The organism is Streptomyces sp. NPDC052109, assembly GCF_040680195.1.
Taxonomy (GTDB): domain Bacteria; phylum Actinomycetota; class Actinomycetes; order Streptomycetales; family Streptomycetaceae; genus Streptomyces.
Window position 1 is genome coordinate 206809 of record NZ_JBFAWF010000001.1, and the last position, 24883, is coordinate 231691.

The following is a 24883-nucleotide window of genomic DNA, read 5'->3' on the forward strand; positions in this document are numbered from 1 at the left end:
CGGACCGGGGCGACCGCCCTCAGGCCCGCCCCGTTCGCGGCATGGCGGCGTGCCGGTCCAGGAACTCCGACACACCCGACGCCCGCCGGTGCGGCAGAAGCACCCGAGCCGTCCCCGCGAGCATCCCCTGGATACGCGAGGACTGGACCTGGTCCAGCAGGGCCAGCACCCGCAGACCCGCCGCGGCCGCCTCGTCGGGACGACCCTCACGTGCCAGGTCGTCGGCCAGCTCGGCCGTATACAGAGCGATGTTCCGCGTGAAGTGCGGATCCTGCAGATGCGCCGCCCGGCGCGCGTGCCGGGACGCCCGCCGCCAGTCGCCCAGCGTGGACCAGCACTGCGCCTCCAGGCCCTCCAGCTCGGCCTCGCCGTAGAAGCTCATCCACTCGGGGTCGGCGTCCGAGCGGCCCCGGGCGAAGAGGGTCTGGGCCCGGACGAGTGCCTGTTCGCAGCCCGTGCGATCGGCGAGCCCCGCCCAGCCGCCGGCTTCACGCAGCGCGAGCAGCGACATCAGGCGCGCCGAGCCCAGCGGAGCGGCGGCGCGCTGGGCGGCCTGGGCCGCGCGGACCGCCTCTCGGGGGCGGCCGGCGTCCCGTGCCAGGAACGCGGTGTTGCAGAAGGCGTGCGCCTCCAGCGCCGGGTCCCCCGTCATGCGGGCCGTGGCCAACGCCTCCGCGTAGTGCGAGCGGGCGTCGTCGAAGCGCCCGGAGTCGTGCGCCAGCCAGCCCACGGAGATGGCGAGTTCACCGGCGCCCGAGTGCAGCCGGTCGGCGGTGGTCTGCCGGGTCGCCCCGGCGTCCAGCAGCGCGTAGGCCGCGCGCAGCGGAGCCGCCGCGCGGCGGTAGAGGCCGTCCGCGCCGTGCCGGTCGTCGAGCAGTCGGATGCGGCGGACGGCCTCCTCCAGGGCGGTCGCCTCGGGGGCGCCGGGGCGGCGCGCGGGCCGGACCGCCGTCGCGGCGTTCGTGGTGAGCCCCATCGGGCCCAGTGTGGCGGCGGCCACAGTGGCGCCGCCGCCGGTCATGAATGCGCGACGCAGCACGTCGCTCTCCTCGTGGTTCAGGTGGTCTTTCGCGTACGGTTCTGGCGCGCCGTACGGGTCCTGCGCGTCATACGGTTCGAGTGCCCCCCGAGACTCATCGGACGCCTCCGCGGCGACGCCTTCCTCCGGTGCCTCCGCCGGCGTACGCGCCGCGCGGCCGCGGACGGACGAGCGGGGCGCGAAGCCGAGGTCGGCGAGCGTGCGACCGGGGAACATGTGCAGGAACACCCGTTCGTACGCGTAGTTCGGGCAGCGGATCTCGCCCGCCTCGACCCTGCCGACGTACCGCGCGTCACAGCTCACCCGCTCACCGATCTCGCGCGCGGCGCGCCGTACGAGCGCCGCGAACTCGGCTGGTGAGCGCCTGCCGCGCAGTTGCCGGAAGGCGAGGTTCGGCCGGGGTGGCCGTTCGGGCTGTGACGAGGTCACGGTTGACGACGCCATGGCCGGGTCCTCTCGTGCGAACCGTCGAACCGTGCCGGATCCGGGGCGGATTCGGGACGAGTTGTCCGAGTGACGCCCTGGTTCCGGCGGGCATGAACGTACCTGCTGTGAAGGACCCGCCACGCTGTGTTTGGCTACAAACCGGATATCTCATCCACGATCTGCCATGAAGTGCCATCCTTTGCGGCGCACTTGTGCCGTGGCCGTTGACGCGCTCGCGCGTTGGATTCCATGGACCGCAACAGGGCTGTGTGGTGGAGGCCGGCATGGAGACCAGCCAGAGCAACGAACCTTGTACGTCGCCGTCGTCGGCCGGGGGAGACGACGCGGACGCATCGGCATGCGATCTCGTGACGGTGCCGGCCCGGCAGGGCCTCGAGGCGGTCGACATCCTGCGGCGCGGCTCCGGCGACGCGGTGGGGCCCGTTCTGCACGACGGCGGTTGCGCGACCCTCGGCTTTCTGGTTCCGGCCGGCACGGCGGCCGGCTGGGACGTGCCGGGCAGCACCTGCACGGAGACCGACGGGCGCGGACTCAGGCTGAACCCGGAGCCGCCTGTCGAGGGCTCGGGCTGGCTGCTGCCGCCCGGCGAGGCCGACCTCGCCACGGACCCGGTGAGGTTGCGCCGGGCCCTCGGTGAGGCGGCCCGGCTGATCGCGGCGGCCGACAACTGCCGGTGAGGCGGTCCGGGCGGCCGTGGGGCCGGGTGACCGCCGGCTGCCCGTGAGGCGCCCGCGAGGACGGCCTGCGACAATGGTCCGATGGGCGGGTTCAGGAGCGCGCGGCAGGCGCGGCGCAGGTCGACCGCCGTCGAAGCCGTCGTGGAGGCGGTCGACGGCGGGCTCGCGCAGCTCGTGCCCGACCCCGACCGCCGTCGCGCCTGGACGCTGCTGATCGACGGCGCGCCCCAGTCGCACGTCGACCTGGACGACCCCACGTATCTCTCCTTCGAGTACCAGCGCCGCCTCGGCCATGTCATCGACCTCGTCGCGCCGCCCGGCGGGCCCGTGCACGCCGTGCACCTCGGCGGTGGCGCGTTCACCCTCGCCCGGTACACCGCCGCCACCCGGCCCCGCTCCACCCAGCAGGTCGTCGAGCGGGATGCGAAACTGGTCCAACTGGTCCGGCGGGAACTGCCGTTGGAGCCGAACTCGCGGATCCGGGTCAGGTCGGCGGACGCCCGGGCCGGTCTCGCCAAGGTGCCGGACGGCTGGGCCGACCTGATCATCGCGGACGTCTTCAGCGGCGCCCGCACCCCCGCCCACCTCACCTCCACCGAGTTCCTGGACGACGTCCGCCGGGCCCTGAAACCGTCAGGTGTCTACGCCGCCAACCTCGCCGACGGCCCGCCGCTCGCCCATCTGCGCGGCCAGATCGCCACCGCCGCCGCCCGGTTCGCCGAACTCGCGCTGATCGCCGACGCGGCCGTGCTGCGCGGCAAGCGCTTCGGCAACGCCGTCCTGGTCGCCTCCGACGCCCCTCTCCCGCTGGCCGAACTCACCCGCCGCGCCGCCTCCGGCCAGCACCCGGGCCGGGTCGAACACGGCAAGGCGCTCACGGACTTCCCGGGCGGTGCGCTCCCCGTGACGGACGACACGGCGGCGGCCTCCCCGGCCCCACCGCCCTCGGTCTTCCGCTAGCCCCCGCGACCCGGTCGGAACCGGCCGCCACGCGGACCGGAATGCGCCGGAAGCGATCCCGCCCGGGCCAACTCACGGCATTTCAGGAGCCGTCCGTGTGTCGTTCTGCGACCGGTGCTGATCTGGTGCGCCACCACTCCGCAAGGAAACGGTCCGGCCGCTCCACCGCCGGACGGCCTTCGCCGATCCCGCGGGGCGACGCTCAGTAGGTGCCGACGTCCACGTGCGGCGGTCCGTCGTGCCAGGTGCACATCACCGACACCCGGTCCGTGCCCCTGGTGAACTCCACCCGGATCCAGGTCGTGGTCTTCCACACCTGCATCGACCAGCCGGTCCCGGGCGTCGCCGAGACGAGCGTGGCGCTGGACGCGTCCAGTTCGAACACCGCCCGGCCGCCGTCGGTGTCGTACGACTTGACCTGGCCGGACATGGACGTGGACGCGGACGCGGACGCGGCGGGGGTGGGGGACGGGCTCGGCCTCCGGGTGGCCGGGGCCGGTGACGGCGAGCCGGCCGACGGCCGCGTCGACGCGGACGGCCGGTGCGTCGGCGAGCCCAGGGCCTGCGTGCCCTGCGTGGTGGCGTCGGCGGCCGTGACCGGCAGGGCGCGTGGCGGGTCGTACGCCGTCCCGGCCATCACCGTGTGCACACCCCACCACGACAGCGTGACCGCCGCTCCCGTCGCGAGCAGCCACGCCAGTACGTGTACGAGTCCTCTGCGCATCGCGGGCCATACTGCCCCAGGGGCACCGCCGTGCGCACGTGTCCCCAGTTATCCACAGGCGCCCGCCCGGTGTGGGCCGCATGGCGTACGGTGCGGCGCATGGCAAGTGTGCTCGTGGTGGAGGACGACCAGTTCGTACGCTCGGCGCTCATCCGGCATCTGACCGACGCCGCACACACCGTGCGCAGCGTCGGTACGGCACTCGAGGCGCTGCGCGAGGTCGCCCATTTCCGTTTCGACGTGGTCGTCCTCGACCTCGGACTGCCGGACCTGGACGGCTCCGAGGCCCTGAAGATGCTCCGCGGCATCACCGACGTGCCCGTCATCATCGCCACCGCGCGGGACGACGAGACGGAGATCGTCCGGCTGCTCAACGCCGGTGCGGACGACTATCTGACCAAGCCGTTCTCCGTCGAGCACCTTTCCGCGCGGATGGCGGCCGTGCTCCGCAGGGCCCGCTCGGGCGGCGCGGAGAGCCCGCCCTCGTCCGTGCTGCGCGTCGGCGGCCTGACCGTCGACCCCCTGCGCCGCCAGGCCGAACTGGACGGGGCCCGCCTCGACCTCACCCGGCGCGAGTTCGACCTGCTCGCCTTCCTCGCCGGCCGGCCCGGTGTCGTCGTCCCGCGCAAGGAACTCCTCGCCGAGGTCTGGCAGCAGTCCTACGGCGACGACCAGACCATCGACGTCCATCTGTCGTGGTTGCGCCGGAAACTGGGGGAGACGGCCGCCCGGCCCCGTTATCTGCACACGCTGCGGGGCGTCGGTGTGAAGATCGAACCTCCTGCCGGCGCGGGCGACGGGGAGCCGGCGCGATGAGGTGGGCCCTGGTCAAGGTGTGCCTGGCGGTCACCACGATGGTCGTGGTCGCCTTCGCCGTGCCGCTCGGTCTGGTCGTCAAGGAGATGGCGCGCGACCGGGCCTTCTCCAACGCCGGGCGGGAGGCCGCCGCGGTGGCGCCCGCGCTGTCCATCACCACCGACCGGGACAAACTGGAGCGGGTGGTGGCCTCGGCCGGCGCCGACGCCGGGATGGCCGTGCATCTGCCCGCGGGCGACGGCCGGTCCGCGCTCGATGTCGGCCGGCAGCGCGCCACCGCCCGCGACATCCAGGCGGTACGGAAGCTGGGCCGGGCCTCCACCACCTCCGTGGCCGGCGGCTCCACCCTCCTCCAGCCGGTCGCGCTCGGCTCCGGGGACATCGCGGTGGTCGAGGTCTACGTACCCGAGTCCGAGGTGAGCAACGGCGTCGGCACGGCCTGGGCGGTGCTCGCGGGCGTCGGCCTCGCGCTGATCGTCGGCTCGGTCGCGGTCGCCGACCGGCTCGGAGTGCGCATGGTGCGACCCGCCCAGCGACTGGTCCAGGGGGCCCACGCGCTGGGCGAGGGCAGACTGGGCGCCCGGGTGCCGGAGGACGGCCCGGCCGAACTGCGGTTCGCGGCAGTCGCGTTCAACTCCATGGCCGACCAGGTCGTCCAACTCCTGGCCAACGAGCGGGAGCTGGCCGCCGATCTCTCGCACCGGCTGCGCACCCCGCTGACCGTGCTCCGGCTCAACGCGGCCTCGCTGGGCGCCGGGCCGGCCGCCGAGCAGACCCGGGCCGCCGTCGCCCAGCTGGAGCGCGAGGTCGACACCATCATCCGTACGGCCCGGGAGGCAAAGCCCCAGACGGCCGCCCCCGGCCCCGGCGCCGGGTGCGACGCGGCCGAAGTGGTACGAGAACGCATGGAGTTCTGGTCCGCGCTCGCCGAGGACGAGGGCCGCACATGGCGGGTGGCCGGCGTCGAGCGGCCGGTGCGGATACCCGTCGTCCGCGCCGACCTGGCCGCCGCGCTGGACGCGCTGCTCGGCAATGTCTTCCGGCACACCGCCGAGGGCACCGCCTTCGCGGTCGACGTGCACAACGCCGAGGACGCGGTGATCGTTCTGGTCTCCGACGCGGGTCCCGGCATAGCCGACCCGGAGGCGGCGATGGCCCGCGGCCGCGGCTCCGGCAGCGCCGGTTCGACCGGCCTCGGGCTCGACATCGTGCGGCGCCTCGCCGAGTCCACCGGCGGGGACGTACGGGTCGGCTCCTCGGTGCTGGGCGGCGCCGAGGTGCGGATCTGGTTCCAGCTGGACGGGGGCAAGCCGGCCCGGCGGGGACACCGGGGATCGGTGCGAAGACGCCGATCGGGCAAACCGGTCCCGACTGGTCTCGACCATTAATCGCCCCCGATCCCTTCCTTAAGCGAACCCTAAGGTCTGCAACCGCCGTCCCTAACAAGCGCTTTGCCCGATTCCGGATCGCTAGCGTGCTGCCGCACCCCCCAGGGCTGGGAAACCCCTGTGAACCCCCGTGAGCAGCAAAGGCAGGCACGCGCATGAGCACGCACCGGCGCAGGATCAGTGGCAGGAACAAGACGATCGGCGGCCTCGTGGCCGCGGCCGCGGTCGGAGGCGGCGCGGTCCTGCTCACCGGCACCGCCCACGCCGCCGGCGTGAACGCCGCGTACACCAGGACCAGCGACTGGTCGACCGGTTACACCGCCCAGTACGTCGTCACCAACAACAGCGCCCAGACCGAGAAGACCTGGACCCTGGAGTTCGACCTCCCGGCGGGTGCCAAGATCAGCTCCCTGTGGAACGGCGAGTACAGCGCCAGTGGTTCGCACGTCACGGTGAAGCCGGCGAAGTGGGACACCGACGGCCTCGCCCCCGGCAGGTCGGTGACCGTCGGCTTCGTCGTCGACGGCAGCGGCGCCCCCACGGGCTGTCTCATCGACAACGCCCAGTGCTCCGCGGACGGCGGCGCCACCCCCGAGCCGAGCGGCCGCCCCACCCAGACCCAGTCCCCGGCCCCGACCGCCACGCCGACCAACAGCGCCACCCCCACCTCCACCCCGACCAGGACCGCCACCCCGACCCCGACGGCCTCACGGACCACCGGCAGCGGCACCACCGCCTCCGCCGGCTTCGCCCCGTACGTCGACACCTCCCTCTACCCCGCCTTCGACCTGGTCGGCGCGGCCGACGCGACCGGCGTGAAGAACTACAACCTCGCCTTCGTCACCGACGGCGGCGGCTGCACCCCCAAGTGGGGCGGTGTGACCGACCTGACCAGCGACGGGGTCGCCGCGCAGATCGGCTCGCTGCGCGCGAAGGGCGGTGACGTCCGGGTGTCCTTCGGCGGCGCCTCCGGCTCCGAACTGGCCACCACCTGCTCCTCCGCGGACGCCCTCGCCGCGGCCTACGGCAAGGTGATCGACGCCTTCAAGCTGACCAAGGTCGACTTCGACGTCGAGGGAGGCGCACTGCCGAACACGGCGGCCAACACCCTCCGGGCGAAGGCGATAGCGAAGCTCCAGGCGCAGCACCCGGACCTGGACGTCTCCTTCACCCTCCCGGTGATGCCCGAGGGTCTCACCCAGGACGGCGTGAACCTGCTGTCCGACGCCAAGTCCAACGGCGTGAAGACCTCCACCGTCAACATCATGGCGATGGACTACGGCCCCGCGTACAACGGCGACATGGGCGACTACGCCCAGCAGGCCGCGACCGCCACCCAGGCGCAGGTCAAGAGCGTCCTCGGCCTGTCCGACTCCGCCGCCTGGAAGGCCGTCGCGGTCACCCCGATGATCGGCGTCAACGACGTCTCCTCCGAGATCTTCAAGGTGGACGACGCCACTCAGCTGGTGAACTTCGCCAAGTCCAAGGGCCTCGGCGGACTTTCCATGTGGTCCGCGGCCCGCGACAAGCAGTGCGCCGGCGGCGCGAAGAACTCCGCCGACCCCACCTGCAGCTCGATCGTCCAGGACACGTTCGCCTTCTCGAAGGCGTTCGGCGCCTTCAACTGACGCACTCGCTCCGAGGGGCGCGGCGATCCGGGGGGATCGCCGCGCCCCTGACGGGCCCTCAGACGGCGGACTCCACCCCCGGCAACGCCCCCGTCCGAGCCGCCTCGCCGTACCACCGCGCACTCGACTTCGGCGTCCGCTCCAGCGTCGCGTAGTCCACGTACACCGCGCCGAACCGCTTGCCGTAGCCGTACGCCCACTCGAAGTTGTCCATCAGGGACCACAGGTAGTAGCCCCGTACGTCGGCGCCGTCGGTGATCGCCCGGCGTACCGCCGCGAGGTGGCCGTGCAGGTAGGCGATGCGCTCGGGGTCGTGGACCCGGCCGTCCGGGTCGGGCTTGTCGTCGTAGGCGGCCCCGTTCTCCGTCACGTACAGCGCCAGGCCCGGCGCCTCGCGGGTGTACCGCATGAGCAGGTCGTACAGGCCCGTCGGATCGATCGTCCAGCCCATCTCCGTGCGCTCGCCCGGCGTCTGGTGGAAGAGCACGTCGTCGGCGCCCGGCCAGGGGGAGTGGGCGCTGGCGCCGTGGCCGTCCGCCCGGGGGCCCTCGGGCTTGCCTGACCCGGCCGACACCAGGGCCGGGGTGTAGTAGTTCAGGCCCAGTGCGTTCAGCGGGACGTTGATCGTGCGGGTGTCGCCGTCGAGGACGTACGACCAGTCGGTGACCGAGCTCGTGGCCTCCAGCAGCGACGACGGATAGGCGCCGTGCAGCATCGGGCCGTGGAAGATCCCGTTGGCCAGGTCGTCGATCCGGCGGGCCGCGGCCAGGTCGGCGGGGTCCTGCGACAGCGGGCGCACCACCGAGGAGTTCAGGCTGATCGCGATCTCGTTGCGGGCGGGCATCACCGAGCGCAGGGCCGAAGCCGCGAGGCCGTGCGCCAGGTTCAGGTGATGGGCGGCGCGCAGGGAGGCGACCGGCTCGGTGCGGCCCGGGGCGTGCACACCGGAGCCGTAGCCCAGGAAGGCGCTGCACCAGGGCTCGTTGAGGGTGATCCAGTGCTCCACCCGGTCGCCCAGCGCCTCGCCGACCAGCTGCGCGTAGTCGGCGAACCGGTGCGCGGTGTCCCGCTGCGGCCAGCCGCCCGCGTCCTCCAGCTCCTGCGGCAGGTCCCAGTGGTAGAGGGTGAGCGCCGGTTTGATGCCGTGCTCCAGCAGTTCGTCGACCAGGCGGCGGTAGAAGTCCAGGCCCACCTGGACCGCCGGGCCCCGGCCCGTCGGCTGCACCCGGGACCAGGAGACCGAGAAGCGGTACGAGGTCAGGCCCAGCTCCGCCATCAGCGCCACGTCGTCGCGGTAGCGGTGGTAGTGGTCGACGGCGATGTCACCGGTCTCCCCGCCGGCCGTCCTGCCGGGCGTATGGCTGAAGGTGTCCCAGATCGAGGGGGTGCGGCCGTCCTCCCGCGCCGCCCCCTCGATCTGGTACGCCGAGGTCGCGGCGCCCCAGAGGAAGGCGGGAGGAAAGGTCACCGGGGTAACGGGTTCAGGCATGGAAGCGCTCCCATCCGGGTCGTAGGGGACCCGGCGTAGTAGGTGAGGAGGGGAGGGGAAGGAGCGGGCGGTGGTGGTCCGGCGCCTGCCGGGGGCCTGGCCGGCGGTGGCCCGGCCCCCGGGAAGGGTCAGCCCTTGATCGCGCCCTGCATGATCCCGCCCACGATCTGCTTGCCGAACAGCAGGAAGGCGACGAGCAGCGGCAGCGTGCCGAGCAGCGCGCCCGCCATGATGACCGCCTGGTCCGGGACGTACCCGGTGCCGAGCGAGTTCAGGGCCACCTGGACGGTCGGGTTCTGCTGGTTCAGCGCGATGATCGGCCACAGGAAGTCGTTCCAGGCGAACACGAACGTCAGCAGGCCGAGTACGGCCATCGCCGGACGCGCCGCCGGGAAGACCACGTGCCAGACGACGCGGATGCTGCTCGCCCCGTCCACCCGGGCCGCCTCGATCAGTTCGGTCGGCAGCGCCTGCACCAGGTACTGCCGCATGAAGAACGTCCCGAAGGCGGTGACGAGACTCGGCAGGATCACCGTCTGCAGCTGGTTGGACCAGCCGAGGTCCGACATCCACAGGTACAGCGGGACGACCGCCAGCTGCGGCGGAATCATCATCGTGCCGATGGTCAGCAGCAACAGCAGGCTGGAGAAGCGGAACCGCAGTTTGGCGAAGGCGAAGCCGGCCAGCGTGGAGAACAGCACCGTGCTCACCGTGATCGTGCCCGCCACGATCACCGAGTTGAACATCGCGGTGCCGAGCCCCGCCTGGTCCCAGGCCGTCTGCAGGTTCTTGAACAGGTTGGCGCCGAACCACAGCGGCGGCGGGGTCTGGGCGAGCCGCCGGTCGGTGCGGGAGGCGGCGATCGCCGTCCACACCAGCGGGGCGAGGGAGACCAGCGCGAAGACGGTGAGCACGACGTACGTCACCGGGCCCGCGTGCAGCTGCTTGCCGGCGCCCATCCGGCCACGCGGCCGCCGCTCCTTGCGTACGGACCGAGGGATGGTCAGTTCACTCGTCGTCATTGGGACTTCCTCAGCCGTCGGGTGAGCAGCAGGTTGACCGCGGCGATGACCAGCAGGATCAGGAACATCGACCAGGCGATCGCGGACGCCTTGCCGAGGTTGCCGATGATCCAGCCCTGGTCGTACATGTACAGACCGAGCGTCTGGTACTGGTGCTCCGAGCCACCCTTGGACCCGCTGACCCCGCCGAACAGCAGCGGCTCGCCGAAGAGCTGGGTCGCGCCGATGGTGGAGACGACCACCGTGAACAGGATCGTCGGCCGCAGCTGCGGGATCGTCACGTGCCTGAACTGCTGCCAGCGGTTGGCGCCGTCGATCGCCGCCGACTCGTACAGATCGGTCGGGATCGCCTGCATGGCCGCGAGGTAGATCAGCGCGTTGTAGCCGGTCCACCGCCAGATGACGATGGATGACACCGCGAACTGCGAACCCCAGTCGGACTCGCGCCAGTTGACCGGGTTCACCCCGAAGAAGTGCAGGATCCAGTTGACCATGCCGCCGTCCCAGGAGTACAGCAGCGTGAACACCAGGGTCGCGGCAGCCACCGAGGTCGCGTACGGCGTCAGCATCACCACACGCCACACGGTCGAGCCGCGCAGCCGGTAGTTCAGCAGGTGCGCGAGGGCGATCGCGGCCAGCAGTTGCGGCACGGTCGAGATGACACCGATGGTCAGGGTGTTCTTCAGGGCGTTCCAGAAGAAGTCCGAGGACCACAGGTTCTTGTAGTTGTCCAGGCCCGCCCAGGTCTGGTGGTCGAGCGACGACAACTGCACGTCGTGCAGGGAGTACCAGGCCGTGTAGAGCAGCGGGACCAGCGTGAACGCCCCGAACAGGACGAAGAACGGGGACACGAACGCGTACGGCGACGCCTTCATGTCCCAGCGGTACAGCCGGGTGCGCCAGGAGTCGGCGCCCGTCGGCGCACCGCGACCGCGAGCGGCCCGGGCCGCGCCCGGCGGGGTGCCGGGCGCGGCCTCGTCGCTCGACGCGGGATGCGCGAGAGCCTGTTTGGGGCTGGTCACTGGCCGAGCACGTCCTTGATCTCCTTGGACGCCGCGTCCCAGCCCTGGGCCGGCGACTTGCCCTTCTGCTCGACCTGGAGGATGCCGATGTCGCTGATCGCGTTGTCGATCGGCTTGTCCTTGGGGCCGAGGGGCTGCGAGGGGATGGTCTTCGCCGCGTCGGAGAAGATCTGGGTGAGCGGCGCGTTCGAGAAGTACGCCGTGGTGTCGGCCTGCGGCTTCAGGCTCGGGTACGCCGACGGCGTCGAGGGGAAGCTGGCCTGCTTGGCGAACACCTTCGCCTGCTGCTCTGGCGCGGTCAGCCACTTCGCCAGCGCGACCGCCTCCTTCTGGTGCTTGGTCGCGGTCGGCACGCCGAGGAAGGAGCCGCCCCAGTTGGACGCCGCCGGCGCCGCCGCCACGTCCCACTTGCCCTTGCCGGAGTCACCCGACTTCTGCTCGATGTAGCCGATCATCCAGGCCGGACAGGCGACGCTGGCGAAGCTGCCGTTGGCGAAGCCCTGGTCCCAGGTCGGGTCGAACTGCTTCAGCTTCGCCGACATGTTGCTGGTCGCGACGCTCATGGCGGCGTCCCAGGCCTTCTTCACGCCCTCGGACTTGTCCCAGACGACGTTGCCGTCCTTGTCGTAGTACCGCTCGCTCGCGCCGCCCACCGCCGCGTTGTAGACGGAGGACGCCGAGTCCACGAACTTGGTGCCCTTGGGCGCCTTCTTCATGTACTGCTTGCCGACGTCGACGTACTTGGACCAGTCGCCCTTCCACAGCTCGGCGAGCTTGGTCCGGTCGGTCGGCAGCCCGGCCTTCTGGAACAGGTCCTTCCGGTAGCAGATGGCCATCGGCCCGACGTCGGTGCCGAGCCCGATGAGCTTGCCGTCCTTGGTGGTGGCCTGGGCGTTCTTCCAGTCCAGCCACTGGGACTTGTCGACCTCCTTGCCGAGGTCCACGAACTTGTCGGCCTGGGTCTGCACGGCCTCGGTGATGTTGCCGATCTCGATGGCCTCGATGTCGTCCGTGCCGGAGCCGGCCTGGAGGCGGGTGAGCACCTTCGGCCAGTACACGTCGGTACGGGTGGTGACGTTCTCCTTGATGTTGATGTCCGGGTGCAGCTTCATGTACTCGTCGTAGAGGCCGGCCTGCTTGTAGCCGAAGACGCCGAAGGTGCCGATGGTCAGCGTGATCTTGCCCTTGCCACTGCCGTTTCCGCCGCCTGAGCCGTCGGACGAGTTGTTGTCCGAGTCCTTGGCGCAGCCGGCCAGCAGCCCCGTGGTCAGCGCGGCCACGGCCGCGAGGGCCATCAGCCGCTGGGACCGGCGGATGCTCGTGCGCATTGCGTCCTCCTGTTGCCTGACGTGCCGACCCCCCGGCCAACGGCATGGAAACGGGCCCGTTCGTGTTCGCTGCGGCTCGGGCGGGGAACGTGCGGGATGTGTAGGTGCCAGGTATCGTGGGAGCGCTCCCACCAGTGATGTGTTGAAGAGTCGCCGGTCGGCGGCGGGGTGTCAAGGGAGCGGACACGGCAACCGTGTTCAGTTATCTGAGCGTTAACTGCGTCCGCCCGGAGGCGCCGACGGCTGATGTCCGGGCCGGTCCGGCGCTCGAGGACGAGGTCGAAGACCGACGAGCGGAGGCCCGGGGGGCGGCGGTCCCCAGGACGGCCACCGCCGCGAACGGTGCTGTTAGATTCCAGGCCAGGTAAGACTTTCGCGGCGAGAGAGGCGGAGCCCATGGCAAGCCACGGAGCGCGGGGCCGGAGCGGGGGCCGGCCCACGCTCGAGGAGGTCGCGGCCCGGGCCGGGGTGGGCCGGGGCACGGTCTCGAGGGTGATCAACGGCTCGCCGCGGGTCAGTGACGCCACCCGCGCCGCGGTCGAGGCGGCGGTCGCCGAGCTCGGTTACGTCCCGAACACCGCCGCCCGCGCTCTCGCGGCCAACCGCACCGACGCCATCGCCCTCGTCGTCCCCGAGCCGGAGACCCGCTTCTTCGCGGAACCCTACTTCTCGGACATGCTGCGTGGCGTCGGCTCCGAACTCTCCGACACCGAGATGCAGTTGCTGCTGATCTTCGCGGGCAGCGACCGCGAGCGCCGCCGCCTCGCGCAGTACCTGGCGGCCCACCGCGTGGACGGTGTCCTGCTGGTCTCGGTCCACGCCGACGACCCACTGCCCGACCTACTGGCCCAGCTGGAGATCCCGGCCGTCATCAGCGGCCCCCGCTCCGCCGGCGAGACGCTGACCTCGGTGGACTCCGACAACTACGGCGGCGCCCGCTCGGCCGTGGAGCACCTGCTCTCCCGGGGCCGCGGCCGCATCGCGCACATCACCGGCCGTCTCGACGTCTACGGTGCCCAGCGCCGTGTCGACGGCTACCGCGACGCCCTGCGCGACGCGGGCCGGGAGGCGGACGAACTCCTCGTCGAGACAGGGGACTTCACCGAGGAGGGGGGCCGGCGGGCCATGTCCGTGCTCCTCGACCGCCGCCCGTACCTGGACGCGGTCTTCGCCGGCTCGGACGTGATGGCGGCCGGCGCCCGGCAGGTGCTGCGGGAGGCGGGCCGTCGTATCCCGGACGACGTGGCACTGGTCGGCTACGACGACTCCGCCATCGCCCGCCACATGGACCCGCCGCTGACCAGCGTCCGCCAGCCCATCGAGGAGATGGGCCGCGCCATGATCGACCTGCTCCTCACGGAGATCGCCGACCGCCGGCCGCCCGCGACCCGGGAGCTGGAGCGACGGCATGCGGTGCTGCCCACGGAGCTGGTGGCGCGCGCGTCCTCGTGACGTGGGCCGGTGCGGGTCAGCGCCCGCAGGCCCGGTTCAGTGCCTGTTCGGCCTGAGCCGCCAGGGCGGGGACCAGGTCGGCCGCGGAGGGCACGTCGTCGATGAGGTCGACGGCCTCGCCCGCCCAGCGCGGCAGCGCGGGGATCTCTCCGCGTACCACGGCGTCCCGGTACGACCGCCCGGCCTCGGGGTCGCGCGCGAGTTCCGCCTCCCGGTCCCGCCAGCGGTCGAGGAAGGGGTGCGGGAGCGTACGCGCGGTGTACTTCGCCGGCCAGCGCGAGCCGCGGGCGATGTCCAGCACCCGGTTGCGCTCGGTGTCCTCGCCGCGCCCGGCGAGGATGGCCCGGGTGGTCGCGCCGTCGACCAGGGCCTCGGCCGTGGCCTGGAAGCGGGTGCCGAGCAGCGCGCCCGCCGCCCCCAGGGCCAGGGCGGCCGCCACTCCGCGGCCGTCGGCGATCCCGCCGGCCGCGAGCACCGGCACCGGCGCCGCCAGGTCCACCACGACGGGCACGAACGGCAGGGTGGACCGCCCGTGCCGGGCCCCGTGCCCGCCCGCCTCGGTGCCCTGCGCCACGATCACGTCGGCGCCCACGTCCACCGCCCTGCGGGCCTCCTCCAGATCGGTGACCTGGACGATCAGCGCCGCACCCGCTCCGCGGACGCATTCCGCGAAGGGCCGGGGGTCACCGAAGGACAGCATCACCGCCGCCGGCCCGTGCTCCAGCGTCCACTCCACCGTGGCGACTTCGGTCGCCCACGCCTGGAAGCCGACGCCCCAGGGCTTTCCGGCGCGCTCGGCGGCCACCAGGGGCAGTTCGCGGGTCAGCCAGTCCCGGTCGCCCCTCCCGCTGCCCAGCAGTCCGAGGCCGCCGCCGCGCGAGACGGCCGCCGTGAGTGCCCCGCCGGCCGAACCGCCCATCGGCGCCAGCGCGATCGGATGCTCCACACCGAGCAGTTGTGTGAACGCCGTGGACAAGGCCATGAAGCGGTCCTCTCTCGTCAGTGGACGAAGAACTCGGGGCCGAAGCGGCCTTACGCCACGAACGCGGCCAGGACGACATGGACCAGATCCACCATCATGAACCCGATCTCGTGACGCCGGAACCAGGACCGGCGCGACACCGAGCCCGGCGGGCCGGACCAGCCCCACCCCGGCCAGGACCTCCGGCGCACCGATGGCCTTCGCACCACCGCCGCTGGAGTCCTCGACCCCTCTCGGACCGGGCCCGGACGCGGCGATCCGCTCGTCCGCCATGACCACCCCGGTGCCGCCGCCGAGCAGGAGCGGATACGCTGCGGGGCGTCTTGCGGATCTTCGGAGTCGGAGGGGGACGTCCGTGCCGGGATCAGGGGTGGGGACGGACGCGGATCAGTACCGGTCGCTGCTGTTCTCGATCGCCTACGGGATGACCGGATCGGTGGGCGACGCCGAGGACATCGTGCAGGACGCCTTCCTCGGCCTGACCCGGGTGCGCCGGGCCGGGACCTCGGTCGCCAACCTGAAGGCGTACCTGACCACGTCGGTGACGCGACTGGGCATCAACCACCTGAGTTCGGCGCGGGTACGGCGGGAGACCTATGTGGGCGACTGGCTGCCCGAGCCGGTCGTCGTGGCCGCCGACCGGCCCGGACCGGCGGAGCACGCCGAGCTGTCCGACTCGCTGTCGATGGCGTTCCTCGTCCTGCTGGAGGCCCTGTCCCCGGTCGAGCGCGCGGTGTTCATGCTCCGTGAGGCCTTCGGCTACGGCTACCCGGAGGTCGCGCGCATCACCGGCAAGTCGGAGGCGAACTGCCGGCAGATCTTCGCGCGCGCCGGAAAGCGCCTCGCCCCCGGCGGACAGCCGGTCCGGACGCCCCCGCCCCTGCTGCGGCGGGCGGAGGGCGAGGAGCTCGCCCGTAGGTTCTTCGAGGCCGCCGAGGGCGGCGACATGGACGCGCTGCTCGGCATGCTCGCCCCCGACGTGGTGTTCCAGGGCGACGGCGGCGGCAAGGCGCGGGCGCTCGCCAGGTCGATGACCGACCCGCGGCGCGTCGCACAGGTGCTGGTCGGCGGCTTCCGCCGGGTCCGCGTCCTCGGCGCCTCGATGCGGTCGGCGTGGATCAACGGCCGGCCGGGCGCCGTGACCTACGACGCCGAAGGGCGCGTGGCCGGCGTGGTCGAGCTCGACATCGCCGACGGCGCGATCCGGGCGATCCACTCCGTGTCCAATCCCGACAAGCTCGCTCACCTCGGACCGGTGTCGGACATCGGACGGCTGCCGGAGAGGCGCCCCACCGATCGCTGAGCGCCGGCATCCCCGGTGTGACGTCCCGCTGCGGGGTGCGTCCCCACCGGGCGCCCCCCCGTCCGGGCGGCGGCTGCCCGACGGGCCTCGTCGGCCTCGGCCTGGGCGCCGCCCCGCAGATGACCGCCACCCGCGCACAGAACGGCGTGGAGATGCGGGACACGGGCCATGGCGAGCGACCCCTGACGACGGCCGGGGTGCGCGCGGTCTCGTCCGGGCCCGTCAAAGAGAATCAGCCGGTGACCCCGTCGCGCGACGGGATCACCGGCTGTTCGATGAGGGTGAGTGACGGGACTCGAACCCGCGACATCCTGGACCACAACCAGGTGCTCTACCAGCTGAGCTACACCCACCACGACCGGCGGTGGAACTCGTCGTTTCCCCGACCGGCCGAGAAGAAGTCTACAGGGTCCGCAGGGGTGCTCGCGCACACGTTTTCGCGCGGCGCTCTCCGAGCCGTCCCCGGGGGACTACTGCGCGGGCAGGACGTGCTTGGCCGCGATCGCCTTCGCGGTGTCGGAGTCGGGGCCGGGCCGCGGTACGAAGACGGCCTCGCGGTAGTAGCGCAGCTCGGCGATCGACTCGCGGATGTCGGCGAGGGCCCGGTGGTTGCCGTTCTTCTCCGGGCTGTTGAAGTACGCCCGCGGATACCAGCGGCGGGCCAGCTCCTTGATGGAGGACACGTCGACGATCCGGTAGTGGAGGTAGTCCTCCAGGGTCGGCATGTCCCGCAGCAGGAAGCCGCGGTCGGTGCCGACGGAGTTGCCGCACAGCGGGGCCTTGCCGGGCTCCTTCACGTACTCCTTCACATACGCGAGGACCTGCGCCTCGGCGTCCTGAAGGGTCGTACCGCCCGGGAGCTCGGCGAGCAGCCCGGACACGGTGTGCATCTCACGCACCACTTCCGGCATCGTCTCCAGCGCCTGGTCCGGCGGGCGGATGACGATGTCCACCCCCTCGCCGAGTACGTTCAGCTCGGAGTCGGTGACGAGGGCGGCCACCTCGATGAGCGCGTCGTCGGACAGCGAGAGGCCGGTCATCTCGCAGTCGATCCACACCATGCGATCGTTCATGCGACCACCCTAAAGCGGGCCTGAGCTTTTGGGTGCCCCCGTGCTGCGCGGGAAGAGCCGGGAGATCGGCGGAAAAGGGGGCGAGCGTGGCTCGCCCCCCTCTCCTTCTCGCTCTCTCGCGCTCTCTCAGCTACCGCTCCGCGGCCCCGGCAGTAGCCCGACCGCGCCCGCCGCCTGGCGGCGGCTCTGCATCGGCACCCCGCTGTCCCGGTCGGGGTGCAGCATGGGCGCGTGACCCACCGGGCCGGGGCCCGCCAGGCCCGGCGGGGGGCCCGGCTGGCCGGACGCGGGCAGCGCCGGCTCCGGGTCGGCCGGTTTGTCGCCCTGCGGCCGGCGGGCCCGGTAGGCGGCCCGGTAGGAGGCGGGGGACGAGCCGAGCTGGCGGCGGAAGTGGCCGCGCAGGGCCACCGGGGAGCGGAAGCCGCAGCGGCCCGCCACCTCGTCCACCGAGTAGTCCGACGTCTCCAGCAGCCGCTGGGCCTGCAGCACCCGCTGGGTGATCAGCCACTGGAGCGGGGCGCTGCCGGTCAGGGAGCGGAACCGGCGGTCGAACGTACGGCGGCTCATATAGGCGCGTGCCGCCAGGGTCTCCACGTCGAACTGCTCGTGGAGGTGTTCCAGCGCCCAGGCGACGACCTCGGCGAGCGGGTCGGCGCCGATCTCCTCCGGTAAAGACCGATCGAGGTAGCGTTCCTGGCCACCGCTGCGGCGCGGCGGGACCACCAGGCGCCGGGCGAGCGCGCCGGCCGCCTCGTTGCCGTGGTCCGTCCGCACGATGTGCAGACAGAGATCGATTCCGGCCGCCGTCCCCGCCGACGTCAGCACGTCGCCGTCGTCGACGAACAGCTCCCGCGGATCGACGTGCACCGACGGATAGCGTTTGGCCAGCGTCGGTGCATACATCCAGTGGGTGGTCGCCGGGCGGCTGTCCAGCAGGCCGGCCGCGGCGAGCACGAAGGCGCCGGTGCACAGGCCCACTATGCGGGCGCCCTCCTCGTGCGCCCGGCGCAGCGCGTCGAGCGCCTCCTCCGGCGGTGGCGCGGTGATCGAACGCCAGGCCGGTACGACGACCGTCCCGGCGCGTGAGATCGCCTCCAGTCCATGTGGCGCGGTGAGTTCCAGGCCCCCTGTGGTCCGCAGCGGGCCCTCCTCGCCGGCGCACACCAGCAGTCGGTAGCGCGGCACGCCGGCGTCCTGGCGGTCGATCCCGAACACCGACAGCGGTATGGAACTCTCGAAGATGGGGCCGCCGCTGAACAGCAGCACCGCGACGATCTCCTTGCGGCGTCGCCCGGAGAGTTTCCGGGCTGCGGCTTCCGGCGCGGCAGTGGAGTCGTGGCTCATACTGCTAAGCCCCCCTCGGTGGTCGCGGCTCCTCGGTTGTGTCGCTCCTGCACGTTTCCCCTCGGTCCTGCACGAGTCCCCCGCCGTAAGACAGTCAAGATCGAATCTACTGGCTCCCGCGGTCTCACGGTGACCAGTTCCACACGCCCCAGATTGTCGACATGACAACTTGGCGTGAAGCATTCGATCACGAAGCGTTGCACTCACGAGGCGTGCAGGGAAGTGCGCCTTGTCGCAGTGGCCAAACCGCGTAGGGTGCACAGCCGCCCGTGGACCCTTTCCGTGCAGGTCGAACGGGGGTTGGGGGGTGGTCGGGGGCCCTCTTGGGCGACATTCAGAAGTTGGCTGAAAAGAGACGTTCGAGGGTACGGAAACAGGTCAGTCGACCGGTGTCCGTCGGCGGGTGTGACGTCCGCCTCTTTGCTCGGCGCAACGCCGGCCGGAACGCCGGTGCCGCTCGGCGCACCGCTCGGAGCGGCGCAGCAGGACCCTGCACACGGCCGTGACGGCGGCCAGGCCCAGCGCGGCGCCCGCCGCCCCGGCCAGCGAGGTGCCGTACCAGACCAGGACCAGGGGGACGAGTACGCAGCTGAAGGCCGCCCAGCGGATCACGTCGCTCACGGTGTCCGGCGCGGGCGGCGGTTCGGAGGCGGATCGGCGACCGGGCATGACTCGTACTCCCTGGGGCGGTGGCTCATCCGGTTCAACGCGTGTTCGACCGGTCGGTCACCGGCCGTACATCTGTGAATCCCGTGCAAACCGCCTGTACGGGGCAGCAACCATTGCGTTGCCGGCGCCTCTCGTGCATGCTCCGGTGAACCCCTACGGACGTCGGGGGACCGCTTACGGAGCGTGCGCGGGATCTGGGCTCAGGAGGCGTGCCGCCGTACCCTTGGGGGTATGGGGTTGGGAAGATGTTTCCCGGACACAGCTCCGCCGCACACTGTCGTCCCACCCATAAAGGATCACAACGCCGAGACAGCCATGGCCGGTCACGAATTCTTCGAACCCGCGGACCGCAAGCGGCCGGTCGCCGACCCCACGGCGGCCGATCCCCTGGCGGCGGAAGAGCCACGTCCTCACTGCGATCCCGCTTTCCGGCACGGAGTCGTCGTCGGCTTCGACGGCTCCACCTCGAGTGAGCGCGCCCTCGCCTACGCCATCGGTATGGCCCACCGCTCCCACTCGGGACTGATCATCGTCCATGTCGCCAACCGGCTGCCGACCACCGTGTGGGCCGGCTGCGAACCCCCCGTGTTCGTCGACGTGCCGGACCACCGCACCGAGGTGCTCGGTCTGGAGCTGGCGTGCGCGGACTATCTGGCCGAGGTGCCGTGGATCCTGGTCGAGCGGGGCGGGGACATCTGCCACGAACTCGAAGAGGTGGGGCGGGAGTACGAGGCCGACGCGATCGTCGTCGGCTCCACGCACGGCATCGTCGGCCGGATCTTCGGCTCCGTCGCCGGGCGGCTCGCCAAGCGGGCCCAGCGACCGGTGATCGTCATCCCCTGACGTTCCCCTGCTGTTTCCCGGGTCTCGGGTTTCTCTCAACGCCCTTTGTGCAGCGCGAAACTACTCGCGCGTAGAGGTGGTTTGTGCCCTTGTGAAGGGCATATATCGGTCACCGCGCAACTGCACAGCATGAAGGGAGCCCGCCGTGGACAACGAAGTCTCTGCGGGAACGGGAAGTACTACCGTGGTCGGCCGACTCGCCCTGGGAATCACCCTGTTGGCGTTCGGCCTCGGTACGACTGGCGTGATCCACGGCGTGGCAGCGTCCGACGCCGTGTCAGTGGCCCACTATGTGGGCGGAGTTGCCCTGTTCCTCGTCGGCCTGCTGGCCTTCCGTGGCGGTGACAGCGCCTCCGGTACGGGCTTTGTGGCTCTCGGCGCCCTGTGGTTCACCTGGGCCGTCGCCGGTCACTCCTCGGCCGACGCGGCCGGACTCTTCCTGCTGCTGTTCGCCCTCGTGGCGCTCACCCTGACCCTCGCGGGCGGGGACAGCCTCGGTCAGGTCACGCACGGGCTGCTGTTCCTGGCGATGCTGGTGCTGGCCGTCGCGGCCTTCGCCGACAGTTCGTCTCTGGCCAAGGTCGGGGGCTGGGTCGCCGCGGTCTCCGGTGCGGTTGCCTGGTACGCGGCGACTGCGGCGCTGGCGCACTGGCCGACGGCGCTTCCCGGGCGTGCTGCGGGCCGGGGGGTGACGGCCGCCGGCTGATGAGCGGCAGCACGGAAAGGACCCCCACGTGTTTTGGTGGCACACGTGGGGGTCCGTTCTGTTGTCGCGGAACTACTCCACCGTCACCGACTTGGCGAGGTTCCTCGGCTTGTCGATGTCCCGGCCCAGGGCCTTTGCCGTGTGGTACGCCAGGAGCTGGAGCGGGATGCCCATCAGGATGGGGTCCAGTTCGTCCTCGTTCTTCGGGACGACGATCGTGTGGTCCGCCTTCTCCTGGTGCTGGTGGGCCACCGCGAGGATCTTGCCGCTGCGGGCCTTGATCTCCTCCAGGGCCGCGCGGTTCTTCTCCAGCAGGTCGTCGTCGGGGACGATCGCGACCGTGGGCAGGGCCGGCTCGATCAGGGCCAGCGGGCCGTGCTTCAGCTCGGAGGCGGGGTAGGCCTCGGCGTGGATGTAGGAGACCTCCTTGAGCTTCAGGGAGGCTTCGCGCGCCACCGGGTAGCCCCGGACACGGCCGATGAAGAGCATCGAGCGGGCGTCGGCGTAACTCTCCGCCAGCTCCTTGACCTCCTCCTCCTGCTTGAGGATCTCGGTGATCTGGTCCGGCAGCTTCCTGAGGCCCTCGATGATCCGCTTGCCGTCGCGGACCGAGAGGTCACGGGTACGGCCCAGGTGCAGGGCGAGGAGGGCGAAGGCGACCGTGGTGTTGGTGAAGCACTTGGTCGAGACCACGCAGACCTCCGGGCCGGCGTGGACGTAGATGCCGGCGTCCGCCTCGCGGGCGATCGCGGAGCCGACCACGTTGACGATGCCGAAGACCCGGGCGCCCTTGCGCTTCAGCTCCTGGACGGCGGCGAGGACGTCGTAGGTCTCACCGGACTGGGAGACGGCGACGTACAGGGTGTCGGGGTCGACGACCGCGTTGCGGTAGCGGAACTCGGAGGCCGGCTCGGCGTCGGCGGGGATGCGGGCCAGCTCCTCGATCATCTGGGCGCCGATCATGCCCGCGTGGTACGAGGTGCCGCAGCCCAGGATCTTCACCCGGCGGATCTGGCGGGCCTCGCGGGCGTCCAGGTTGAGGCCGCCGAGGTGCACGGTGGAGAAGCGGTCGTCGATGCGGCCGCGCAGCACGCGGTCCACGGCGTCGGCCTGCTCGAAGATCTCCTTGTGCATGTAGGTGTCGTGGCCGCCCATGTCGTACGACTCGGCCTCCCACTCCACCGTGGTGGGCTCGGCGGTGGTGCGCGTGCCCTCGGTCGTGTAGGTGCGGAAGTCGTCGGCCTTCAGGGTGGCCATCTCGCCGTCGTCGAGGGTCACTATCTGCCGGGTGTGCATGACCAGGGCGGCGATGTCCGAGGCGACGAACATCTCCTTCTCGCCGATGCCGAGGACGACCGGGGAGCCGTTGCGGGCCACCACGATCCGGTCGGGGAAGTCGGCGTGCAGCACGGCGATGCCGTAGGTGCCCTCGATCACCCGGACGGCCTGGCGGACCTTGTCCTCCAGCTTCTCGGCCGTGGAGCGGGCGATCAGGTGGGTGAGGACCTCGGTGTCGGTCTCCGAGAGGAACTCGACGCCGTCCGCCTCCAGCTTGCGGCGCAGGTCGGCGGCGTTGTCGATGATGCCGTTGTGGACGACGGCGACCTTGTTGTCGGCCGACATGTGCGGGTGGGCGTTGACGTCGGAGGGGGCGCCGTGGGTGGCCCATCGGGTGTGGGCGATGCCGGTGGTGCCCTTGAAGCGCGCCGGGACCTTGGCCTCCAGGTCGCGCACCCGGCCCTTGGCCTTGACCATCTTCAGGCCGGGCGCCTTCGGGGAGGTGACGACGATGCCCGCGGAGTCGTAGCCGCGGTATTCCAGCCGCTGCAGACCCTCCAGGAGGAGAGGGGCGACGTCACGCTTCCCGATGTATCCGACAATTCCGCACATATGTAGGTATTCCTAGCCGTAGACGATGCGTCGCAGCTGCCTGAGCGTCAGCTCGGGCGGTGCCACCGCGCGGTATTTCAGGTCCGCCCCGATCCGTTCGAAGATCTCCGCGTTCACCAGACCCTGGGTCTGGAGCTCGCGGTGGCGGCGCCGGACGTAGCCCTCCGTCGACTCGTCGAAGAAGGCGAGCACGTCCTGGATCACCCGCAGCGCCTCGCCCCGGCTCAGGGGTGTGGACCGCGTCAGGTGATCAACAAGTTCGTCGTGCACCCGGTAGATCCTGGAGTACCGGCGCCGGATTCGCAAGAATCCTGCCCGATATCGGGCAGGCCGCCACGGGCCGGCCTGGTTGCCTGGCCAGGCCCTGTCGTCAAACTCCCGCCCGCCCCGCGCCCCCATGCCCTAGTGGATCTCTGTTCGCCCGCTGTCCATCCTGTGTCCTGCGTCTCGTTGGAGATGTGGACCATTTTCAGACTCCATGGACATTCCTCGTATGGGAGTACCGGACAAGCTGGCCGAGCGCATGAGCATGGCCGAGCAGCATGAGTACCTGCGCGCCAGATTCTCGCGGCGCACCATGATCAGGGGCGGTGCCGTCACGCTGGGCGCCGTCGCGGGTGGCGCGTTCGTTCCGGGCGCCGCCGCCCAGGCCGCGGTGCCGACGCGGCGTACGGCCCCCGCCGCCGAGGCGGTCGACGGCGCCCTGGTGGCCCCGTTCGGCCGTCACCTCGCGTTCGGCACCGACCCGCGCACCGAGATGACCGTCTCCTGGCAGGTCCCGGTCGCCGTGAAGAAGCCGTTCATCCGCATCGGCGCCCACCCCTGGGACCTCTCCCGCAAGATCGAGGCCGAGGTCCGCAGCCTCTACACCCCGGCCGGCGTCGGCGCGAGCGGCGACCACACGCAGTACTACCTGCACGCCCAGCTCACCCACCTGCGCCCCGGCAGGACCTACTACTACGGCGTCGGCCACGAGGGCTTCGACCCGGCCGAGCCGCACCTGCTCGGCACCCTGGGCACGTTCACCACCGCCCCCGCCCACAAGGCGTCGTTCACCTTCACCGCCTTCGGCGACCAGGGCGTCAGCTACCACGCGCTGGCCAACGACAGCCTGATCCTCGGCCAGAACCCGTCCTTCCACCTGCACGCCGGCGACATCGCCTACGGCGACCCGGCCGGCCAGGGCAAGGCCACCGACACCGGCTTCGACTCGCGGACCTGGGACCAGTTCCTCGCCCAGACCGAGTCGGTCGCCAAGCAGCTCCCGTGGATGGTCTCGTACGGCAACCACGACATGGAGGCCTGGTACTCGCCCAACGGCTACGGCGGCGAGGAGGCCCGCTGGAGTCTCCCGGACAACGGCCCGGACGTGAAGAACCTGCCCGGCGTCTACTCCTTCGTCTACGGCAACACCGCGGTCATCTCGCTGGACCCGAACGACGTCTCCTTCGAGATCCCGGCGAACCTGGGCATCTCCGGCGGAACCCAGACGACGTGGTTCGAGGGGCAGCTGAAGAAGTTCCGGGCCTGCGACGACATCGACTTCGTCGTCGTGTTCTTCCACCACTGCGCGTACTGCACGTCCACCGCGCACGCCTCGGAGGGGGGCGTGCGCCAGGAGTGGGTGCCGCTGTTCGAGAAGTACCAGGTGGACCTGGTGATCAACGGCCACAACCACCAGTACGAGCGCACCGACGTCATCAAGGCCGGCGCCGTCACCAAGAAGCTGCCGATCGGCGGTACGGCGTACCCCGAGACCGAGGGTGTGGTCTACGTCACCGCCGGAGCGGCGGGCCGCAGCCTGTACGCGTTCAGCGCGCCGGACTCCTACGAGGGCCACGAGCACGAGGTCGACTCGGTCGCGTCCTTCGTCAACACCAAGGACGGCAAGGTCAACGAGACCGTCACCTGGTCCCGCGTGCGCTACCTCAACTACTCCTTCCTGCGCGTGGACGTCACCCCGGCCCCCAAGGGCCGGCAGACCACCCTGAAGGTGTCGGGCATCGCCGAGACCGGCGACCGCATCGACCACTTCACGGTGTCCCGCACGGCGAAGTAGCCCCCTGGGCCCAGGCCGGGCG

General features: G+C 71.4%; 22 protein-coding genes and 1 tRNA gene. 10 read left to right on the forward strand and 13 right to left on the reverse strand.

The window, feature by feature from the left end:
* Positions 1-19: 19 nt before the first annotated feature.
* Entirely contained in the window at positions 20-1483 is a 1464-nt protein-coding gene (locus AB0L59_RS00980) for a hypothetical protein (protein ID WP_365577839.1), read from the reverse strand.
* A 266-nt stretch (positions 1484-1749) separates the two neighbouring features.
* On the opposite strand from AB0L59_RS00980, the gene AB0L59_RS00985 reads away from it, so the two are divergent.
* The gene (locus AB0L59_RS00985; RefSeq protein ID WP_365577841.1) at positions 1750-2163 is read left to right on the forward strand and encodes a hypothetical protein; all 414 of its coding nucleotides are present in this window, start codon (positions 1750-1752) and stop codon (positions 2161-2163) included.
* A gap of 81 nt (positions 2164-2244) precedes the next feature.
* A complete protein-coding gene (locus AB0L59_RS00990) occupies positions 2245-3123 on the forward strand; it encodes a fused MFS/spermidine synthase (RefSeq protein ID WP_365577843.1) in 879 nt (292 codons plus the stop codon).
* Positions 3124-3325: 202 nt separating this feature from the next.
* Here AB0L59_RS00990 and AB0L59_RS00995 read toward each other — a convergent pair whose 3' ends face one another.
* A complete protein-coding gene (locus AB0L59_RS00995; RefSeq protein ID WP_365577845.1) occupies positions 3326-3847 on the reverse strand; it encodes a hypothetical protein in 522 nt (173 codons plus the stop codon).
* 99 nt (positions 3848-3946) lie between these two features.
* Between AB0L59_RS00995 and AB0L59_RS01000 the strand changes: the two genes are divergently transcribed.
* The 3 genes from AB0L59_RS01000 to AB0L59_RS01010 all read left to right on the forward strand — a co-directional run bounded on the left by AB0L59_RS01000 (position 3947) and on the right by AB0L59_RS01010 (position 7679).
* The gene (locus tag AB0L59_RS01000) at positions 3947-4663 is read left to right on the forward strand and encodes a response regulator transcription factor (RefSeq protein WP_365577847.1); all 717 of its coding nucleotides are present in this window, start codon (positions 3947-3949) and stop codon (positions 4661-4663) included.
* A complete protein-coding gene (locus AB0L59_RS01005) occupies positions 4660-6051 on the forward strand; it encodes a HAMP domain-containing sensor histidine kinase (protein WP_365577849.1) in 1392 nt (463 codons plus the stop codon). Before AB0L59_RS01000 ends, AB0L59_RS01005 begins: the two co-directional genes overlap by 4 nt.
* Before the next feature lie 155 nt (positions 6052-6206).
* A complete protein-coding gene (locus AB0L59_RS01010; RefSeq protein WP_365577851.1) occupies positions 6207-7679 on the forward strand; it encodes a cellulose binding domain-containing protein in 1473 nt (490 codons plus the stop codon).
* Between the two features lie 58 nt (positions 7680-7737).
* On the opposite strand, the gene AB0L59_RS01015 is transcribed toward AB0L59_RS01010, so the two are convergent.
* From AB0L59_RS01015 to AB0L59_RS01030, 4 genes are all read right to left on the reverse strand, one after another.
* The gene (locus AB0L59_RS01015; protein ID WP_365577853.1) at positions 7738-9168 is read right to left on the reverse strand and encodes a GH1 family beta-glucosidase; all 1431 of its coding nucleotides are present in this window, start codon (positions 9166-9168) and stop codon (positions 7738-7740) included.
* 128 nt (positions 9169-9296) lie between these two features.
* Complete coding sequence (locus AB0L59_RS01020) at positions 9297-10190, reverse strand: carbohydrate ABC transporter permease (protein WP_365577855.1); 894 nt, start codon at positions 10188-10190, stop codon at positions 9297-9299.
* Positions 10187-11212 carry a sugar ABC transporter permease gene (locus tag AB0L59_RS01025; RefSeq protein ID WP_365577857.1) on the reverse strand — a complete coding sequence of 342 codons (1026 nt, stop codon included), beginning with the start codon at positions 11210-11212 and terminating at the stop codon, positions 10187-10189. Before AB0L59_RS01025 ends, AB0L59_RS01020 begins: the two co-directional genes overlap by 4 nt.
* Positions 11209-12540, reverse strand: coding sequence for an ABC transporter substrate-binding protein (locus tag AB0L59_RS01030; RefSeq protein ID WP_365577859.1), 1332 nt, complete (start codon positions 12538-12540; stop codon positions 11209-11211). Before AB0L59_RS01030 ends, AB0L59_RS01025 begins: the two co-directional genes overlap by 4 nt.
* 396 nt (positions 12541-12936) lie before the next feature.
* Between AB0L59_RS01030 and AB0L59_RS01035 the strand changes: the two genes are divergently transcribed.
* Entirely contained in the window at positions 12937-13992 is a 1056-nt protein-coding gene (locus tag AB0L59_RS01035; protein ID WP_365577861.1) for a LacI family DNA-binding transcriptional regulator, read from the forward strand.
* 16 nt (positions 13993-14008) lie between these two features.
* Here AB0L59_RS01035 and AB0L59_RS01040 read toward each other — a convergent pair whose 3' ends face one another.
* The gene (locus tag AB0L59_RS01040) at positions 14009-14974 is read right to left on the reverse strand and encodes a nitronate monooxygenase (RefSeq protein WP_365577863.1); all 966 of its coding nucleotides are present in this window, start codon (positions 14972-14974) and stop codon (positions 14009-14011) included.
* Between the two features lie 370 nt (positions 14975-15344).
* On the opposite strand from AB0L59_RS01040, the gene sigJ reads away from it, so the two are divergent.
* Positions 15345-16277: an RNA polymerase sigma factor SigJ gene (gene sigJ, locus AB0L59_RS01045; RefSeq protein ID WP_365577865.1), complete on the forward strand. Its 933-nt coding sequence runs from the start codon at positions 15345-15347 to the stop codon at positions 16275-16277.
* A gap of 280 nt (positions 16278-16557) precedes the next feature.
* Here the strand turns inward: sigJ and AB0L59_RS01050 are convergent.
* From AB0L59_RS01050 to AB0L59_RS01065, 4 genes are all read right to left on the reverse strand, one after another.
* Positions 16558-16630: transfer RNA gene (locus AB0L59_RS01050), tRNA-His, on the reverse strand.
* A gap of 117 nt (positions 16631-16747) precedes the next feature.
* On the reverse strand, positions 16748-17350 hold the full coding sequence (orn, locus tag AB0L59_RS01055) for an oligoribonuclease (protein WP_365577867.1): 603 nt from the start codon (positions 17348-17350) through the stop codon (positions 16748-16750).
* Between the two features lie 126 nt (positions 17351-17476).
* Positions 17477-18694 carry a helix-turn-helix domain-containing protein gene (locus AB0L59_RS01060; protein ID WP_365577869.1) on the reverse strand — a complete coding sequence of 406 codons (1218 nt, stop codon included), beginning with the start codon at positions 18692-18694 and terminating at the stop codon, positions 17477-17479.
* A 378-nt stretch (positions 18695-19072) separates the two neighbouring features.
* Positions 19073-19363: a hypothetical protein gene (locus tag AB0L59_RS01065; RefSeq protein ID WP_365577871.1), complete on the reverse strand. Its 291-nt coding sequence runs from the start codon at positions 19361-19363 to the stop codon at positions 19073-19075.
* Positions 19364-19678: 315 nt separating this feature from the next.
* Between AB0L59_RS01065 and AB0L59_RS01070 the strand changes: the two genes are divergently transcribed.
* Positions 19679-20206: a universal stress protein gene (locus tag AB0L59_RS01070; protein ID WP_365577873.1), complete on the forward strand. Its 528-nt coding sequence runs from the start codon at positions 19679-19681 to the stop codon at positions 20204-20206.
* A gap of 145 nt (positions 20207-20351) precedes the next feature.
* A complete protein-coding gene (locus tag AB0L59_RS01075; RefSeq protein WP_365577875.1) occupies positions 20352-20912 on the forward strand; it encodes a GPR1/FUN34/YaaH family transporter in 561 nt (186 codons plus the stop codon).
* 72 nt (positions 20913-20984) lie between these two features.
* On the opposite strand, the gene glmS is transcribed toward AB0L59_RS01075, so the two are convergent.
* Together glmS and AB0L59_RS01085 are read right to left on the reverse strand one after the other, a co-directional pair.
* On the reverse strand, positions 20985-22802 hold the full coding sequence (gene glmS / locus AB0L59_RS01080) for a glutamine--fructose-6-phosphate transaminase (isomerizing) (RefSeq protein WP_365577877.1): 1818 nt from the start codon (positions 22800-22802) through the stop codon (positions 20985-20987).
* 12 nt (positions 22803-22814) lie between these two features.
* Entirely contained in the window at positions 22815-23072 is a 258-nt protein-coding gene (locus AB0L59_RS01085) for a hypothetical protein (RefSeq protein WP_365577879.1), read from the reverse strand.
* A gap of 223 nt (positions 23073-23295) precedes the next feature.
* Between AB0L59_RS01085 and AB0L59_RS01090 the strand changes: the two genes are divergently transcribed.
* Positions 23296-24861, forward strand: a complete 1566-nt coding sequence (locus AB0L59_RS01090) for a metallophosphoesterase family protein (protein WP_365577881.1) — start codon at positions 23296-23298, stop codon at positions 24859-24861.
* Positions 24862-24883: the final 22 nt, after the last annotated feature.

Coding starts and splice junctions, on each gene's coding strand:
- AB0L59_RS01035 (WP_365577861.1), top strand. CDS start 12,937: ATGGCAAGCCACGGAGCGCGGGGCCGGAGCGGGGGCCGGCCCACGCTC.
- AB0L59_RS01015 (WP_365577853.1), bottom strand. CDS start 9,168: ATGCCTGAACCCGTTACCCCGGTGACCTTTCCTCCCGCCTTCCTCTGG.
- AB0L59_RS00980 (WP_365577839.1), bottom strand. CDS start 1,483: ATGGCGTCGTCAACCGTGACCTCGTCACAGCCCGAACGGCCACCCCGG.
- AB0L59_RS01010 (WP_365577851.1), top strand. CDS start 6,207: ATGAGCACGCACCGGCGCAGGATCAGTGGCAGGAACAAGACGATCGGC.
- AB0L59_RS00990 (WP_365577843.1), top strand. CDS start 2,245: ATGGGCGGGTTCAGGAGCGCGCGGCAGGCGCGGCGCAGGTCGACCGCC.
- AB0L59_RS01090 (WP_365577881.1), top strand. CDS start 23,296: ATGGGAGTACCGGACAAGCTGGCCGAGCGCATGAGCATGGCCGAGCAG.
- AB0L59_RS01065 (WP_365577871.1), bottom strand. CDS start 19,363: ATGCCCGGTCGCCGATCCGCCTCCGAACCGCCGCCCGCGCCGGACACC.
- AB0L59_RS00985 (WP_365577841.1), top strand. CDS start 1,750: ATGGAGACCAGCCAGAGCAACGAACCTTGTACGTCGCCGTCGTCGGCC.
- AB0L59_RS00995 (WP_365577845.1), bottom strand. CDS start 3,847: ATGCGCAGAGGACTCGTACACGTACTGGCGTGGCTGCTCGCGACGGGA.
- AB0L59_RS01000 (WP_365577847.1), top strand. CDS start 3,947: ATGGCAAGTGTGCTCGTGGTGGAGGACGACCAGTTCGTACGCTCGGCG.
- AB0L59_RS01070 (WP_365577873.1), top strand. CDS start 19,679: ATGGCCGGTCACGAATTCTTCGAACCCGCGGACCGCAAGCGGCCGGTC.
- AB0L59_RS01020 (WP_365577855.1), bottom strand. CDS start 10,190: ATGACGACGAGTGAACTGACCATCCCTCGGTCCGTACGCAAGGAGCGG.
- AB0L59_RS01040 (WP_365577863.1), bottom strand. CDS start 14,974: ATGGCCTTGTCCACGGCGTTCACACAACTGCTCGGTGTGGAGCATCCG.
- glmS (WP_365577877.1), bottom strand. CDS start 22,802: ATGTGCGGAATTGTCGGATACATCGGGAAGCGTGACGTCGCCCCTCTC.
- AB0L59_RS01005 (WP_365577849.1), top strand. CDS start 4,660: ATGAGGTGGGCCCTGGTCAAGGTGTGCCTGGCGGTCACCACGATGGTC.
- orn (WP_365577867.1), bottom strand. CDS start 17,350: ATGAACGATCGCATGGTGTGGATCGACTGCGAGATGACCGGCCTCTCG.
- AB0L59_RS01060 (WP_365577869.1), bottom strand. CDS start 18,694: ATGAGCCACGACTCCACTGCCGCGCCGGAAGCCGCAGCCCGGAAACTC.
- AB0L59_RS01030 (WP_365577859.1), bottom strand. CDS start 12,540: ATGCGCACGAGCATCCGCCGGTCCCAGCGGCTGATGGCCCTCGCGGCC.